The organism is Streptomyces sp. NPDC001933 (genome assembly GCF_042890955.1).
In the GTDB taxonomy this organism is placed as follows: domain Bacteria; phylum Actinomycetota; class Actinomycetes; order Streptomycetales; family Streptomycetaceae; genus Streptomyces.
Genome location: NZ_JBIASS010000001.1, coordinates 520,992 through 535,046 on the forward strand (window position 1 = coordinate 520,992; position 14,055 = coordinate 535,046).

Annotated in this window: 12 protein-coding genes, 1 pseudogene and 1 riboswitch; of the genes and pseudogenes, 5 read left to right on the forward strand and 8 right to left on the reverse strand. The window is 72.8% G+C overall.

All coding sequences use genetic code 11. The features are described 5' to 3' along the window. Positions 1 to 147: 147 nt before the first annotated feature. From ACFYY7_RS02280 to ACFYY7_RS02305, 6 genes are all read right to left on the reverse strand, one after another. Positions 148 to 966, reverse strand: coding sequence for an ECF transporter S component (locus tag ACFYY7_RS02280; protein WP_388655904.1), 819 nt, complete (start codon positions 964 to 966; stop codon positions 148 to 150). After that, on the reverse strand, positions 963 to 2,675 hold the full coding sequence (locus ACFYY7_RS02285) for an ABC transporter ATP-binding protein (protein WP_388655907.1): 1,713 nt from the start codon (positions 2,673 to 2,675) through the stop codon (positions 963 to 965). The genes ACFYY7_RS02280 and ACFYY7_RS02285 overlap by 4 nt, the downstream gene beginning before the upstream one ends. After that, positions 2,672 to 3,841 (reverse strand): energy-coupling factor transporter transmembrane component T, encoded by a 1,170-nt coding sequence (locus tag ACFYY7_RS02290; RefSeq protein ID WP_388655910.1) that lies wholly within the window; start codon positions 3,839 to 3,841, stop codon positions 2,672 to 2,674. The genes ACFYY7_RS02285 and ACFYY7_RS02290 overlap by 4 nt, the downstream gene beginning before the upstream one ends. Then, the gene (locus tag ACFYY7_RS02295; protein ID WP_388655913.1) at positions 3,838 to 4,524 is read right to left on the reverse strand and encodes an SCO2322 family protein; all 687 of its coding nucleotides are present in this window, start codon (positions 4,522 to 4,524) and stop codon (positions 3,838 to 3,840) included. Before ACFYY7_RS02295 ends, ACFYY7_RS02290 begins: the two co-directional genes overlap by 4 nt. Then, positions 4,521 to 5,795 carry a prenyltransferase/squalene oxidase repeat-containing protein gene (locus ACFYY7_RS02300; protein ID WP_388655916.1) on the reverse strand — a complete coding sequence of 425 codons (1,275 nt, stop codon included), beginning with the start codon at positions 5,793 to 5,795 and terminating at the stop codon, positions 4,521 to 4,523. Before ACFYY7_RS02300 ends, ACFYY7_RS02295 begins: the two co-directional genes overlap by 4 nt. 109 nt (positions 5,796 to 5,904) lie before the next feature. Continuing rightward, a riboswitch (cobalamin riboswitch) is annotated at positions 5,905 to 6,040 on the reverse strand. A gap of 251 nt (positions 6,041 to 6,291) precedes the next feature. Then, entirely contained in the window at positions 6,292 to 7,332 is a 1,041-nt protein-coding gene (locus ACFYY7_RS02305) for an MBL fold metallo-hydrolase (RefSeq protein ID WP_388655919.1), read from the reverse strand. A gap of 279 nt (positions 7,333 to 7,611) precedes the next feature. Between ACFYY7_RS02305 and ACFYY7_RS02310 the strand changes: the two genes are divergently transcribed. Then, positions 7,612 to 9,072 (forward strand): aldehyde dehydrogenase, encoded by a 1,461-nt coding sequence (locus ACFYY7_RS02310; protein ID WP_388655921.1) that lies wholly within the window; start codon positions 7,612 to 7,614, stop codon positions 9,070 to 9,072. Beyond that, entirely contained in the window at positions 9,072 to 9,305 is a 234-nt protein-coding gene (locus ACFYY7_RS02315) for a ferredoxin (protein ID WP_388655924.1), read from the forward strand. Before ACFYY7_RS02310 ends, ACFYY7_RS02315 begins: the two co-directional genes overlap by 1 nt. 56 nt (positions 9,306 to 9,361) lie before the next feature. Here ACFYY7_RS02315 and ACFYY7_RS02320 read toward each other — a convergent pair whose 3' ends face one another. Next, on the reverse strand, positions 9,362 to 9,685 hold the full coding sequence (locus ACFYY7_RS02320) for a hypothetical protein (protein WP_388655927.1): 324 nt from the start codon (positions 9,683 to 9,685) through the stop codon (positions 9,362 to 9,364). A 543-nt stretch (positions 9,686 to 10,228) separates the two neighbouring features. Here ACFYY7_RS02320 and ACFYY7_RS02325 point away from each other — a divergent pair. Then, entirely contained in the window at positions 10,229 to 11,257 is a 1,029-nt protein-coding gene (locus ACFYY7_RS02325) for an urea transporter (RefSeq protein ID WP_388655930.1), read from the forward strand. Beyond that, positions 11,254 to 11,433 (forward strand): annotated as a pseudogene (locus tag ACFYY7_RS02330) (urease subunit gamma); the annotation flags it as partial. The gene ACFYY7_RS02325 and the pseudogene ACFYY7_RS02330, both read left to right, overlap by 4 nt. 49 nt (positions 11,434 to 11,482) lie before the next feature. On the opposite strand, the gene ACFYY7_RS02335 reads toward ACFYY7_RS02330, so the two are convergent. Beyond that, a complete protein-coding gene (locus tag ACFYY7_RS02335) occupies positions 11,483 to 12,952 on the reverse strand; it encodes a PHB depolymerase family esterase (RefSeq protein ID WP_388655933.1) in 1,470 nt (489 codons plus the stop codon). Between the two features lie 291 nt (positions 12,953 to 13,243). On the opposite strand from ACFYY7_RS02335, the gene ACFYY7_RS02340 reads away from it, so the two are divergent. Further along, a complete protein-coding gene (locus tag ACFYY7_RS02340) occupies positions 13,244 to 14,050 on the forward strand; it encodes a 3-hydroxybutyrate dehydrogenase (protein ID WP_388655936.1) in 807 nt (268 codons plus the stop codon). The last annotated feature ends 5 nt before the right edge of the window (positions 14,051 to 14,055 follow it).

Sequence of the window (14,055 nt, forward strand, 5' to 3'; positions counted from 1 at the left end):
CCGTCTCGTACCCGGACCGAAGGACCCCGGACCGCCCCGACCGACCCGCAGGCGTCATGGCAGGTCGGAGGGGGCGCCGAGCGGGCCCTACGATTCACGGCCGACTACTGCCCCGCATAGTGGAGGACCAAGGGCCTGTGGGAGCCCTCACTCGCGGGGAGCGTCAAATGTGACCTGGGCCTCGAAGTTGGTCCGGCGGGTGGCCCGCCGCAGCGCCTTCAGCAGCGCCGGACCGACGGCCAGCGTCAGCACAGCGGTGAGCACCGCCCGGCCCAGGTCCCAGCCGAGCGAGGTGGCCGCGCAGTACGCGAGGAAGCGGACCAGGTTGTCCGCCAGCGGATCGCCCGCGTGGAACGAGATGCCCGAGCCGGCCGGGGGCACGATCGTCCAGCCGTACAGGTTCATCACCGTGCCGTACGCGAACGACGCCACGAAGCCGAACCCCGCCAGCATCAGCAGCTCTCCCCGCCCGCGCAGCCGGTCCGGGCCCGGCAGCAGGCCCGCGCCCATCGCGAACCAGCCCATCGACAGCATCTGGAACGGCATCCACGGCCCCACCCCGCCGGTGAGCAGCGCGGAGGCGAACATCGTCACCGAGCCGAGCACGAAGCCGAAGCCGGGCCCGAGCACCCGGCCGCTCAGCACCATCAGGAAGAACATCGGCTCCAGCCCGGCCGTGCCCGCCCCCAGCGGCCGCAGGGCCGCGCCGACCGCGGCCAGCACCCCCAGCATCGCCACCGCCTTCGCGTCCAGACCGGAGTCCGCGATCATCGCGACGACCACCCCGACCAGCAGCGGCAGCAGCGCGGCGAACAGCCACGGCGCGTCCTGCGAGTGCGCAAGGCCGGCACCGGGGCCGGCCAGCAACGGCCAGCCGAACGCGACCACCCCGATCGCGCTGACGATGACGAGCGCGGCGATCGCGCGCGGCCCGAGCCGTACCGGCCGCACCTGGCGCCCGCTCATGACGGCTCTCCCAGCGCGGCGCGCACCTGGGCCACGGTCAGCCACTCCTGCGGGGCGAGGATCTTCGCGGTCTGCGGGGCGAACGCCGGGGACGAGACCACCACCTGCCGGGTCTCCCCGTCCGCGACGACCTCCCCGTCGGCGAGGATCACCACCCGGTGCGCCAGTTCCGCCGCGAGCTCCACATCGTGCGTGGCCAGCACGATCGCGTGGCCGTCGGCCGCGAGGCCCCGGAGCACCCCGACCAGCCGGGCCTTCGCCGCGTAGTCCAGGCCACGGGTTGGTTCGTCCAGCAGCAGCAGCGGGGGCCGCGCGGTGAGCACGACGGCCAGGGCGAGCGCGAGCCGCTGGCCCTCGGAGAGATCGCGGGGATGGGTGTCGTCCGGTACGCCGGGCAGCAGCTCGGAGACCAGGGCCCGGCAGCTGCCGGGGGCGGCGCCCGCGTCGCTGTCCGCCGAGGCGCACTCGGCGGCGACGGTGTCCGCGTACAGCAGATCGCGCGGTTCCTGCGGTACGAGCCCGACCCGGCGCACCATCTCGCGCGGCTGGGTGCGGTGCGGGGCCCGGCCGCCGACGAGGACGGTGCCGGTGGTGGGCCCGACCATGCCGACGAGGGTGGCCAGCAGGGTGGACTTGCCCGCGCCGTTGCGGCCCATCAGGGCGACGGTCTCGCCGGGGGCGACGGTGAGCGTCACCCGGCGCAGCGCCTCGACGCGCCCGCGCCGTACGCCGAGCCGTTCGACCCGGGCCGTGACGTCGGCGACCGGCTCGGGTATATCCGCCGTCCGCGCGCCGCGCCCCAGCAGCCGGGCCAGCCCACCGCGCCGCACGGGGGAGGGGCTCAGCGGCACCGGGGCGGGAGCGGCCACCGGCCCCGGGGCGGGCGGACGCACCGGCGCCAGCCGTTCGCGCAGGTCCGCCGCCCGGCGCCGGGCATCGCGGACCGAGAGCGGCAGCGGCTCCCACCCCGCCAGCCGGCCCAGCGCGACGACCGGCGGGCGGACCGGGGAGACGGCCATGACGTCCGCGGGCTCGCCCACGACCGGGGCGGCGCCCGGCGACGGCAGCAGGACGACCCGGTCCGCGTACTGCACCACCCGCTCCAGCCGGTGCTCCGCCATCAGGACCGTCGTACCCAGGTCGTGCACCAGCCGTTGCAGCACGGCGAGGACCTCCTCGGCCGCCGCCGGGTCCAGGGCGGACGTCGGCTCGTCGAGGACCAGGACCTTCGGGTGCGGGGTGAGGACGGAACCGATCGCGACCCGCTGCTGCTGACCGCCGGAGAGCGTGGCGATCGGCCGGTCGCGCAGCCCGGCGAGCCCCAGCAGGTCCAGGGTCTCCTCGACCCGCCGCCGCATCACGTCGGGGGCCAGGCCCAGCGACTCCATGCCGTACGCCAGCTCGTCCTCGACCGTGTCGGTGACGAAGTGGGAGAGCGGGTCCTGGCCCACCGTGCCGACCAGGTCGGCGAGTTCGCGCGGTTTGTGGGTACGGGTGTCACGCCCGTCGACCGTGACCCGGCCGCTCATCGTGCCGCCGGTGAAGTGCGGCACCAGACCCGAAACGGCACCCAGCAGCGTCGACTTGCCGACCCCGGACGGGCCGACGAGCAGCACCAGCTCGCCCTCGGGCACGGTCAGGTCGACCCCGGACAGGGTGGGGCGCTCCGTCCCCTCGTACCGCACCGAGACCTGCTCGAACCGGATCACTGGATCTCCTTGGAATTCGCCGCGCCCACCGGCGCGCCCACCGGCGGCGGCATCGGCGCCACCACCGCGGGCAGCAGCCCGATCAGCACCGCCGCCGCGGGCCACAGCGGAAGCACCGGCGCGACCAGCGGGACGACCCCGGGGTGCAGCGCCGCCTCGTCGACGACGCCCGCCCAGATCATCGCCACCGCCACCGCGACACCCGAACCCGCGACCAGCCAGGCCCGCGCGCCCCACCGGTCGGGCCGGTAGCGGGTACGGACCGAGCGGGCCCCGCCGAGCCGCAGCCCGGCCATGGCGGCGGCGAGCCCGGCGATCAGCACCGGCAGCCCGTACACCGCGCCCTGCGCGGCCAGCAGCCCGTACGTACCGGCGCACACCCCGAGCAGCCCGCCGAGCGTGAGGACGTTCGTGGTGCGGCGGACGGCGGGCGGGACCTGGGCGGTGCGCCCGTAGCCGCGCGCGTCCATCGACGCGGCCACCGCGACCGACCGCTCCAACGCGCCCTCCAGGACCGGCAGTCCGATCTGGAGGACCGCCTTGATGCCGCCGGTCGCACGGCCCCGCAGCCGCCGTGCGGTGCGCAGCCGCATCACATCGGCGACCATGTTCGGCGCGAACGTCATCGCGACGACGACGGCGACCCCCGCCTCGTACAGTGCGCCGGGCAGCGACTTCAGCAGCCGGGCCGGGTTGGCGAGCGAGTTCGCCGCCCCGACGCAGATCAGCAGCGTGGCCAGCTTCGCCCCGTCGTACAGCGCGAAGAGCAGCTGCTCGGCGGTGACCCGGCCGCCGATCCTGACCCCCTTCGCCCAGTCGGGCAGCGGCACTTCGGGGAGCGTGAACACCGTGTGCGTACCGGGGATCGGCGAACCGAGGAAGACGGAGAAGACCAGCCGCACACCGACGACGAACAGCCCGATCCGGATGAACGCCCCGTACGAACGGGCCCACGGCGCGTCCGTACGGCGCGCGGCGACCACATAGCCGGCCACCGCGATCAGCAGCCCGAGCAGCAGCGGATTGGTGGTCCGGGACGCGGCGGTGGCGAGGCCGAGCGCCCAGAGCCACCACGCCCCGGCGGGCAGGGCGTTGCTCCGGGTCGCCTCGGGGGCGCGCAGCGGACGACGGCGCGCCAGGACGGCGGAGCCGGCCTGGGCGGTCATCCGCGGCGGCGGCGGGACTGCACGACCGCGGCGATGCCGAGCAGAAGCACGGCACCGACACCGACGAGCACCCCGGCGGACGGGCCGGAGGAGCCGCCGGAGCCGGAGGACGCGGCGGACCCGGCCGGTGTGGCCGAGGCGGACGCCGATCCGGCAGGCGCGCCCTGCCCGTCGCCGGAGACCTGTTCGCCGCAGCCGGAGCCCGGGTAGCCGGTGATGGCGCAGAGCATCGCGTCGCTGCTGTAGCGCAGCGGCTTCGCCACCGAGGCGAGCGCCTCCGCGGCGCTCGCGTCCGGGGCGACCCGGGCACACGCGGTACGCGGCGCGGGCGGCGTCTCACCGGCCGGGGCGTCCGTGGCCGTGCCCGGGTCGATGACGAGCGCTATTCGCTTGGTGCCGTCCTTCGCCGGGGTGTCCGCGCAGATCTTCGCGAAGTCGGGGGCGCGGCGCGGCTTCGCCGAGTCCTGGGAGTCCTCGCTGACCGAGAACCGGAAGCCCTGCACCGCCCCGTCGTCCGGCCGGACCAGGGACGGGCCCTGGGTGGCGTACGTCCAGTCGGAGCCGGAGCTCTCCCAGAACGACCAGTACCGGTAGCCGGCCGCCTGGGCCGGTCCCGCGCCGAGCACGGCCAGGACGGCGCCCAGGACCACCAGCAGCGCGGTGGTCCGTCCCGCGCGCCTCACGGCTGCCTGTTCTTCCGGCGACCGCTGATCAGGAAGAACGCGATCGCGGCGAGGACGAGGCCGATGCCGATGTACCACCACACGCCCCCGATCACGTCGTCGCCGCTGTGGACCTGGTCCTTCTCCGTGGGCTCGTACCCGGTGTCGGCGGACGGGTCGGGCGTCACCACGGCGGCGGGCTCGGGACCGGCCGCGTTCAGCCGGGCGACCAGGTCGACGCCGCCGAAGTCCCGGGCGTTGTTGCCGGTCGCGTGGGCGGCGAGGATCAGCTGGGCGTAGGCGGCGGGGCCGCTCCGGGCGGCCCAGTCCGCGGAGTTCTTCTTCAGCCAGGAGATGGCCCCGGCCGCCTTGTCCTGGTGGCCTGCCGCGGAGAGCGCGACGACCGCGTCCGCGGTGTTGCCGAAGTCGGGCTGCGGGGTGGTGTCGGTGGCGCCGGGCATAGGCGCCTGGTTCAGGTGGCCGCTGCCGGCGAGGGCACCGGTGAGGTAGTGCGCGCCGTTCTGGGCGGCCTGCTCGGGCGTGAGCCCGGAACCGGGCCGGCAACTGGGCGCCTTGCCCGCGGCGTTGTTCCCGACCGCCATCGCCTTGCCCATCGTGCCGAGCACGGCGGCCGCGGTGGCGTCCGCGTTGGCGGCGAGCCCGCCCTTCTTGTCGGCCTGGTACGCGAAGGCACCGCCGTCCTTCCCGCCGCACGGGATCGCGAGCGCGAGCAGCGGGTCGTAGGGGGTCTTGCCGCCGGGCGTCGTGATGTCCGCGAGCCGCTGCCCCTGGCGGGCGAGGGCGCCGATCACCAGGGAGGTCGAGTTGGCGTCACTGGGCGCGCCCGCGGTGTAGCCCCAGCCGCCGTCCTCGTTCTGCACGGACTTCAGCCAGCGCACCGAGTTGTTCACGGTCTCGCGGTGCCCGCCCACCTCGACCAGGGCCTGGGTGGCGGCCGCGGTGGCATTGGTGTCCCGCACGGTCTTCGCGTCGCACGGCTTGGCGGCATCGGGCCGGAACGCGGCGTAGGAACCGTCGGCGCACTGCTGGGAGATCAGCCAGTCCACCGACTTCGCGGCCGGGGTGACCCCTTCGAGCCGCTGGGCGAGGAAGGCCATCGACTGCCGCCACACGCCGTCGTAGGTGGGGTCCGCCGTGCCGTACAGCCCGGAAGGCAGCGCGACGGACGGTGAGGGCGACGGGGACGGCGCTGCCACCGCGACCGGCGCAGCGGCCGCGCAGAGCACGGCGGCGGTGGCGGCGAGCGTTGCTGCGCTGCGACGTACGGTCATGGCGGGCGGGGCCTCTCCTGCGGGGTGAACCGGGCACAGGCACGCTCAGGCACCAGGCTCCGGCTCCGTATACCTCGACGGTGCCGACCACCGGGGGATCCGGTGGTCCGAGCCGGTCACGACCGCGGACAGGGCATTCCGACTCACCGCCTGCGAAGACGGTTCACGGCTGCGTGGTCAGTGCCGGATTCGCACCGGCTTCCCCCTGAACGGGCATGATGACGACCCACACACTGTACCGGGCGGGTCCTGGCGGGGTCCGGGCCGGGAGGAGCGCCCCTGATCACACCGAGACGTACATCACACCGTCCCGCTCCGCACCGCAGGCCGCGCTCGCACCGAGAGGCACGCGACCGTCACACCGCGCCGCACGCCACCGGCCCGCCACCGCTCACGCAGCAACGCACGCCACCGGCCCGCCACCGCTCACGCAGCAACGCACCTCACCGGCCCGCCACCGCTCACGCAGCAACGCACCTCACCGGCCCGCCACTCCTCACACCGCGATGTACGCCACCGGATCGGCCCCCGGCACCGCCTCCGCGCGCCCGAGTTTCACCAGCCGCCGCAGATGCGCCTCCGCCTCCGAGACGGCGATGTTCCGGGAGCCGTGCGGGATCTGCTCCCAGGGCCGGTTCCACTCCATCCGCTCGGCCAGCTCCCACGGCGTCAGCGGCTCCGCCAGCAGCCCGAGCAGCCCGGTCAGCCGCTCCTCGTGATGCCCGAGGAGCTCCCGTACCCGCCCCGCCGCATCGGTGAAGGCGTACTGGTGGGCGGGCAACACCTCGGCGGCCCCGAGCCGGCCGATCCGCTCCAGCGAGTCGAGGTAGTCGCCGAGGGGGTCGGTGACCGCGGCGTCGTCCGGGTCCTCGTACAGCCCGATGTGCGGACTGATCCCCGGCAGCAGGTGATCCCCCGAGAAGAGCCGCCCCCGGCCCGGCAGATTGCCCGGGTGCTCCTCCTCCAGGTGCAGGCACACATGCCCCGGCGTGTGCCCCGGCGTCCAGATCGCCCGCAGCCTGCGCCCCGCCAGATCGAGCAGCTCACCGGGGACGATCTCGCGGTCCGGGAGCGCGGCCCGCTGCCCCGGCAGCGTCCGCATCCGGCCCCCGTCGGCCGCGGCGGCCCGCAACGGCGCGAGATGCTCCTCGGGCGCTCCGACCGCGGTGAGCTTGGCCGCGAGATACGTCAGCCACCTGCCGGGTTCGGACTCCCGGGCACGGCGCACGAGCGCGGCGTCAGCCGCGTGCATGGCGATCCAGGCCCCGGAGGCCTCACGCACCTGCCCGGAGAGCCCGTGGTGGTCGGGGTGGTGGTGGGTGATGACCACCCCGTGGATGTCGGCCATCTCCGTACCGACGGCGGCGAGTCCGGCGCAGAGCGTGTCCCAGGCCTCGGGATCGTCCCATCCGGTGTCGATCAGGACCGGTCCCCGATCGGTGTCCAGGACGTGCACGAGGGTGTGGCCCAGCGGATTGTCCGGGATGGGCACCTTGATGCTGTGCACGCCTCCGCCGTGGTCGGTCACCTGCGTCATGAGGTCCCCATCTCTCTCGGCGACGTGCGGCTGCGATCCGTCGCGCCCGCGTGTGGGTGCGTCGCACCCACTGTAACGAGAACTTGTTCCAGTAGTAGCCCCGGTCGACCATCTGGTTCGGGGTGTTGTCACGGACGTGGACTCCTGGAACTGGAACTGGTATCAGTTCTGACACAGAGTCAGATCCTGAGTCGGGCACCCGGTCGGATACCGAGTCGGATGTCGATCCGGACCGGACGTCGATTCGGGCAACGCACCGCGCCGCGGGAGGCAGCAGTCATGACCGAGCTTGTCGAACACGGAAAACTGTTCATCGGCGGGGAGTTGGTCGATCCGCTGGGCCGGGACACCATCGAGGTCGTCTCGCCCCACACCGAGCAGGTCATCGGCCGGGTGCCCCATGCCTGTGAGGCGGACGTGGACGCGGCCGTCGCCGCCGGGCGGCGGGCGTTCGACGAGGGGCCCTGGCCCAGGATGAGCCTGGACGAGCGGATCGCGGTGGTGACCAGGATCAAGGACGCGTTCGCCGTCCGGTACGAGGAGATCGCCCGGGTCATCAGCTCGGAGAACGGTACGCCGTACACGTCGAGCGTCATGGTGCAGGCCCTCGCCGCGATGATGGTGTGGGACTCGGCGATCACCGTTGCCCGCGAATTCGCGTACGAGGAGCGGCGGGCCGGGGCGCTCGGGCCGCTGCTGGTGCGGCGGGAGCCGGTCGGGGTGGTCGCGGCCGTGGTGCCGTGGAACGTTCCGCAGTTCACCGCCGCCGCCAAGCTCGCGCCCGCGCTGCTGGCCGGCTGCTCCGCCGTGCTCAAGGTCTCGCCCGAATCGCCGCTGGACGCCTACATCCTGGCCGAGATCGCCGCCGATGCCGGACTGCCGGAGGGCGTGCTCTCCATCCTCCCGGCCGACCGCGAGGTCAGCGAGTACCTGGTCGGGCACCCCGGCATCGACAAGGTGTCGTTCACCGGGTCGGTGGCCGCCGGCCGCCGGGTGATGGAGGTCGCCTCCCGCAATCTCACCCGGGTCACCCTGGAGCTGGGCGGCAAGTCCGCCGCCGTGATCCTCCCCGACGCCGATCTGGACGCCGCCGTCGCGGGTATCGTCCCCTTCGCCTGGATGATCAACGGCCAGGCGTGCGTGGCCCAGACCCGCATTCTCGTACCGCGCTCCCGCTACGACGAGACGGCCGAGGCGTTCGCCGCCGCGGCGGGTGCGCTGAAGGTCGGCGATCCGCTCGACCCGGCCACCGAACTCGGGCCGCTGGTCGCGCGGCGCCAGCAGCAACGCTCGCTGGACTACATCAGGATCGGGCAGGACGAAGGCGCCAAGATCCTTACCGGTGGCGGCCGTCCGGCGTCCCAGGAGCGGGGCTGGTACGTCGAACCGACCCTCTTCGGAGACGTGGACAACTCCATGCGCATCGCCCGCGAGGAGATCTTCGGCCCCGTCATCTGCCTGCTGCCGTACGGCGACGAGGACGAGGCCGTACGGATCGCCAACGACTCCGACTACGGCCTCAGCGGCAGCGTCTGGACCGCCGACACCGAACGCGGCATCGACATCGCCCGCCGGGTCAGGACGGGCACGTACAGCGTGAACACCTTCAGCCTCGACATGCTCGGCCCGTTCGGCGGGTACAAGAACTCCGGTCTGGGGCGGGAGTTCGGCCCCGAGGGGTACGGCGAGTACTTCGAGCACAAGATGATCCACCTGCCGGCCGGATATGAGGGGGCGTGATGGGGGACCGCTGGGCCGTCGAGGTCGACCGGAGCATCTGCATCGGCTCCGGGATGTGCCTGAACCACGCGCCGGGCCGGTTCGCGCTGGACTCCGCCCGGCAGTCGCGCCCGTCGCACCCGGAGACCGACGCCGACGAGAAGGTCCTCACGGCTGCCGAGGGGTGCCCGGTCGAGGCGATCACGATCACGCTGATCGGGACGGGGGAGGTCGTCTTTCCGCCGGAGGACTGAGGATCGAGGAGGGCTGGGGGCCGAGGAGGGCTGAGGTCCGAGGGCTGTCCGGCGGGTCACTTGTCGAAGGCGAACGAAATGTGGTCGTCATCCAGGTACTTGATATCGACCTCGCAGCCTTTCTGTACCTGCGGCGAGCGGCGGGCAAGGATGGTTTCCCTGCCTTCCGCGTATTTGGTTTCGCCGTCCTCGTGCCATGAGAGCCGGTATTCGATGGTGATGGACCCGCCGTCATATTCGGCGACGCGGCGAACGTCCTCCACCAGGGCCCGAATGTCCCGGCCATGTGCATCGATCATTCGGTCGCGGAGGGAAAGATGAATGATATAGGAAACCGTGCCTACGGCGATGGCGGCAGAAAAGATGTAAACGAATAGCATGGCGGCCCCCGGGCGAGTATTTCTGCGGTCCCGCTTCGGTGGCCGCGGTCCGACCCTGTCGTCGGTGTGTGGGCGGTGCAGTGCGCGCACACCGACGACGGGGTCGTGTCATGTTGCCGAGATGACTTTATCGTTGAAGTAGCGCGAGACCGCAGTCCGGGCGACCCCGGTATTTACCGGTGCCGGCAATGCGTGCGTGTTCCCGGTCGAAATGCCTGAGTGCGCGGTACCGGAAGGCGTGTGGCTGCGACTTCCCGGTTCGGTCAAACGATCAGTCAAGCAACGGGTGCGAAACGTTCAACCTCTGACCAAGGTTCCCTCGGACGCGGGGCCGAAACACTCCGCCAGGTGCCCCGCAGGTGCGCCCCTCATCTGCGGACATGTCTGAACATGTTCGTGTCGTCACGTTGGGATGCGCCAACCCGGCGCCATTGTCGGGTTGTTACCGGGCGTACTGTCTCAACAGATTGTTGATCAAGATCCCGATCCCCCGGAGTGCCGGAGGGATATGAGCCAATTTGCCATGTCCTCAAAGGAGATGACATGCCCGCAGCGGAACAGGCGGCGCCGGCACCGGACCGGCCTTCTCTCCGCGCCGGACTGGTGCAACTGCGCGGCGTCGCCCAGGTGGCACTCGTCCCCAGTCCCTGGTCCGGGCTGCTGTTCACCCTCGCGCTGTTCACCGGCGGCTGGCGTATCGGGGTGTACGGCCTGCTCGGTGCCGCCTCGTCCGCCGGGGCTGCGGTCCTGCTGGGTGCCGACCGGCAGGGAGTGGGCAAAGGGCTTCAGGGCTACTGCGGTTGCCTGACCGGCATCGCCCTCGTCGTACGGCTCGGCGCCTCGTGGCAGACCGCCGTGCTGGCCGTGCTCGGCGCGGCCGTCTGCTCGGTGCTGAGCGCTGCCGCGGGGCGGCTCCTCGCTCCGCTCGGGCTGCCGGTCCTGACAGCCCCTTACTGTCTGGTCGCCGGGGCGCTGACGATCGCACTGCCCGGCGCCCCGGTCACCGCGGGCGTGGCCACCCGGGTTCCGGGGTTCACCGAGCTGACGGCCGCCGAGGCCTGGCACGCGTTCTGCAACAACATCGGCCAGATCTTCTTCCTGGACAACTGGCACGCGGGCCTGATCCTGCTCGCCGGGCTCCTCGTCGCCTCCCGGACCGCGGCCCTCGCGGCGGTCTGCGGCAGCGTTCTCGCGCTGCTCACCGCCTGTGCGGCGGGGCTGCCCGCGGACAGGATCACCGAGGGGCTGTACGGCTACAACGCGGTGCTCTGCGCCATCGCGCTGGCCGCCACCTTCCTGACCCCCACCCCGTGGACCGGCGGGTACGCCGCGCTCGCCGCCGTGGCCTCGGTCCCCTTCAGCGCCGCCTGGGAAGCCTTCGCCCGGACGTCCGGCACAACCCCCTTCACCTGGCCGTTCACCGTGACGACCTGGCTCTTCCTGGCAGCCGCTCCGGCTCTGGACCGGCCCGGGTTCTCCTTCGGGAAACAACTTCGAGAAACAACTCAAGAAAACAACTACGAGAAAACGCCTTCGATGAACGCCTTCGAGAAAGCTGACGTGACGCCATGAACCTCGCACCGCGGGAAATCGACAAACTTCACGTCTACGTGGTCGCGGACCTGGCCCGCCGCCGCAGGGACCGGGGGACCAAGCTCAACCACAGCGAAGCCGCAGCCCTGATCACCGAGTCCGTCCTGGAGGCCGCGCGCGACGGCCACACCGTCGCCGAATACATGGAGCCGGGCCCCGGACCTGCGCAGGACCTGACCGCGCCGGTCCGGGACCGGGCGCCTCTCAGGCGGTGCACCCCGTGTCGGCGATCACGAAGTGTCCGGGCGGCGACTCCCGCAGGGTATGGGTGACGAAGACGTTGTACAGGCCCATGTTCTGGTCCGAGCCGTTGGCGTACACGAGACCGCCGGTGGTGTGTGCCCGGCCCGCCGCCACCTGCGCGTAGTTGGTCGCCGTGAAGCACCGCGCCGGGGCGGCGCCGGTCGTGGTCGCCGTCACCTGGGGCGAGGCGGTGCCGGGGGTGCCCGATCCGTCGACCGCCGCCACCGTGTAGCGGTACGCCGTGCCGGCGGTGAGACCCGGGTCCGTGTACGAGGCGGAGGCGGTGGTGGCGACCTTCGCGCCGTCACGGTGCACCGCGTACGAGTCCGCGCCCGCCACCGTGTCCCAGGCCAGCGAGACGCTGTCCGCCGTGACGCCGGTGACCCGCAGGCCGGACGGGGCGGGCAGCTGCTCACCGCCGCCGGGGACGTCCTGGTCCAGGCCCCAGAAGACGCCGGTGTGGTACGTCGAGCAGATGGCGTTCAGGAAGTACGCGGCCGTCGCCCCGCACTGCTCGGTGCCCGAGCCGGGACTCACGGCCAGACCGTGGCCCATGCCGGAGACGGAGTACGTCACCACCGCGGGATTGCCCGAGGCGTCCTCGTACACGCTGCGCGTGGTGCTGCCGGGGAGGGTGTCGGTGGCCGACGGGGTCTGGCCGATGCCCCAGACGTCCGTCCACTGGTCGCGCAGGGCCGTGGCATTGGCGGGATACACGGTGTGGTCGGCGGTGCCCTGCCAGATCGCCACCCGGGGCCAGGGCCCCGCGTACCCGGGGTGGGCGCCGCGCACCTTGTCGCCCCACTGCGCGGGCGTCAGCTTCTGCGGCCCGGTCTGGCAGCCGGACGCGCCCGCCTGGCTCGTCGCGCACTGGGCGGGCAGACCCGAGGCCACGGAGCCGCCCGCGAACACGTCCGGGTACGCGGCCAGCAGATCGGCCGTCATGCCGCCGCCCGCCGAGAGGCCGGTGACGTACACCCGGCGGCCGTCCGAGCCGTACTGCTGCTCGGCGTACTGCACCATCTGCACGATCGAGGCGGCCTCGCCCCGGCCCCTGCTGTCCTCGGCCGGATCGAACCAGCCGAAGCAGGACAGCGCGTTGTTGGCGGCCGAGGTCTGCGGGAAGACCACGGCGAAGCCCCACAGGTCGGCGTACTTCGGCCAGCCCGAGGAGGTGTAGTAGTCGTTCGCGGTCTGCGTGCAGCCGTGCAGCGCGACGACCAGCGGCGCGTTCGCGGGCAGTCCGGCCGGGGCGTACTCGTACATCTGGAGGTTCCCGGGATTCGAACCGAAGCCGGTGACCTGTTGCAGACCGCCGGCGGCCGCGGCCGGCTGCACGGCCGCGGCCGTGCTCGGCGTCGCCGCGACGAGGGCGAGAGCGGCGGTGGAGGCGACGCGCCGGAGCAGGCGTCGCAGGATCGATGGGCGCACGGGTGCCTCCCTGTGGGGGGTGGTCCGGCTCCTGGGTGGGGAACCGCGGTGCGGACGCTAGGGGGCGGGGGAGTCCGCGCCCATGGGCCCGGCGGACAACTCCCCGCTCCCGGCTGTGTGCGGCGCCGCCGTTGCGTCCCTCGTGCCACCGCGCGGCGCCCGGGGCCGGTCCGGCGCACCCGACGGCCCGCCGCCGGACCCGCCCCATGTGTGCCGCCACCATGCCGCTGTACGGCGGTGTGTGCACCGACCCCGTGTGACGTGGGCCCCGGCCTCCTTACGGTGACGGCCATGGAGACTCCTCAGCGCCCGGCCCCCGGGCCCGCCCCGCTCACCGCCCCGCCCTCCGCGAACCCGCCGCTCGCCGGGCGCACCGCGCTGGTGACCGGCGCCGCGAGCGGTATCGGGCGGGCCTGCGCACAGGCCCTGGCGGCGTCCGGCGCCCATGTGCACGTGGTGGACAAGGCCGCCGAGGCGGCGAAGAGCCTGGCGGCGGCGATCGGCGGGACGGCGTGGGTGGTCGACCTCGCCGTCCCCGACGTGGTGGACACCCTGCCCGCCGACGCGGACATCGTGGTCAACAACGCCGGGCTTCAGCACGTCGCGCCCGTGCACGAATTCCCGCCGGACCGCTTCGCACTGATCCAGCGCGTCATGGTGGAGACCCCGTTCCGCATCTTGCGCCGGACCCTGCCGGGCATGTACGAACGCGGCTGGGGGCGCGTGGTCAACATCTCGTCTGTGCACGGACTGCGGGCCAGCCCCTACAAGTCGGCCTATGTGACGGCCAAACACGCACTGGAGGGACTCAGCAAGGTGGTCGCGCTCGAAGCGGCGGAGCACGGGGTGACGAGCAACTGCGTCTGCCCCGGGTACGTACGCACCCCGCTGGTCGAGAACCAGATCGCCGACCAGGCCCGTACGCACGGCATCTCCGAGGAGGAGGTGGTGGGCCGGGTCATGCTGGAACGCAGCGCCATCAAGCGGCTGATCGAGCCCGCCGACGTCGCCGAGGCCGTGCTGTGGCTCTGCGGGCCGCGCACCGGGCACATCACCGGAACCTCGCTCTCCATGGACGGCGGCTGGACCGCCAACTGACCTCC

Bases quoted from the DNA above. Each gene is read 5' to 3' on its own strand.
- ACFYY7_RS02280 (WP_388655904.1), bottom strand. From the start codon at position 966: ATGAGCGGGCGCCAGGTGCGGCCGGTACGGCTCGGGCCGCGCGCGATC.
- ACFYY7_RS02290 (WP_388655910.1), bottom strand. From the start codon at position 3,841: ATGACCGCCCAGGCCGGCTCCGCCGTCCTGGCGCGCCGTCGTCCGCTG.
- ACFYY7_RS02300 (WP_388655916.1), bottom strand. From the start codon at position 5,795: ATGACCGTACGTCGCAGCGCAGCAACGCTCGCCGCCACCGCCGCCGTG.
- ACFYY7_RS02305 (WP_388655919.1), bottom strand. From the start codon at position 7,332: ATGACGCAGGTGACCGACCACGGCGGAGGCGTGCACAGCATCAAGGTG.
- ACFYY7_RS02310 (WP_388655921.1), top strand. From the start codon at position 7,612: ATGACCGAGCTTGTCGAACACGGAAAACTGTTCATCGGCGGGGAGTTG.
- ACFYY7_RS02315 (WP_388655924.1), top strand. From the start codon at position 9,072: ATGGGGGACCGCTGGGCCGTCGAGGTCGACCGGAGCATCTGCATCGGC.
- ACFYY7_RS02320 (WP_388655927.1), bottom strand. From the start codon at position 9,685: ATGCTATTCGTTTACATCTTTTCTGCCGCCATCGCCGTAGGCACGGTT.
- ACFYY7_RS02325 (WP_388655930.1), top strand. From the start codon at position 10,229: ATGCCCGCAGCGGAACAGGCGGCGCCGGCACCGGACCGGCCTTCTCTC.
- ACFYY7_RS02340 (WP_388655936.1), top strand. From the start codon at position 13,244: ATGGAGACTCCTCAGCGCCCGGCCCCCGGGCCCGCCCCGCTCACCGCC.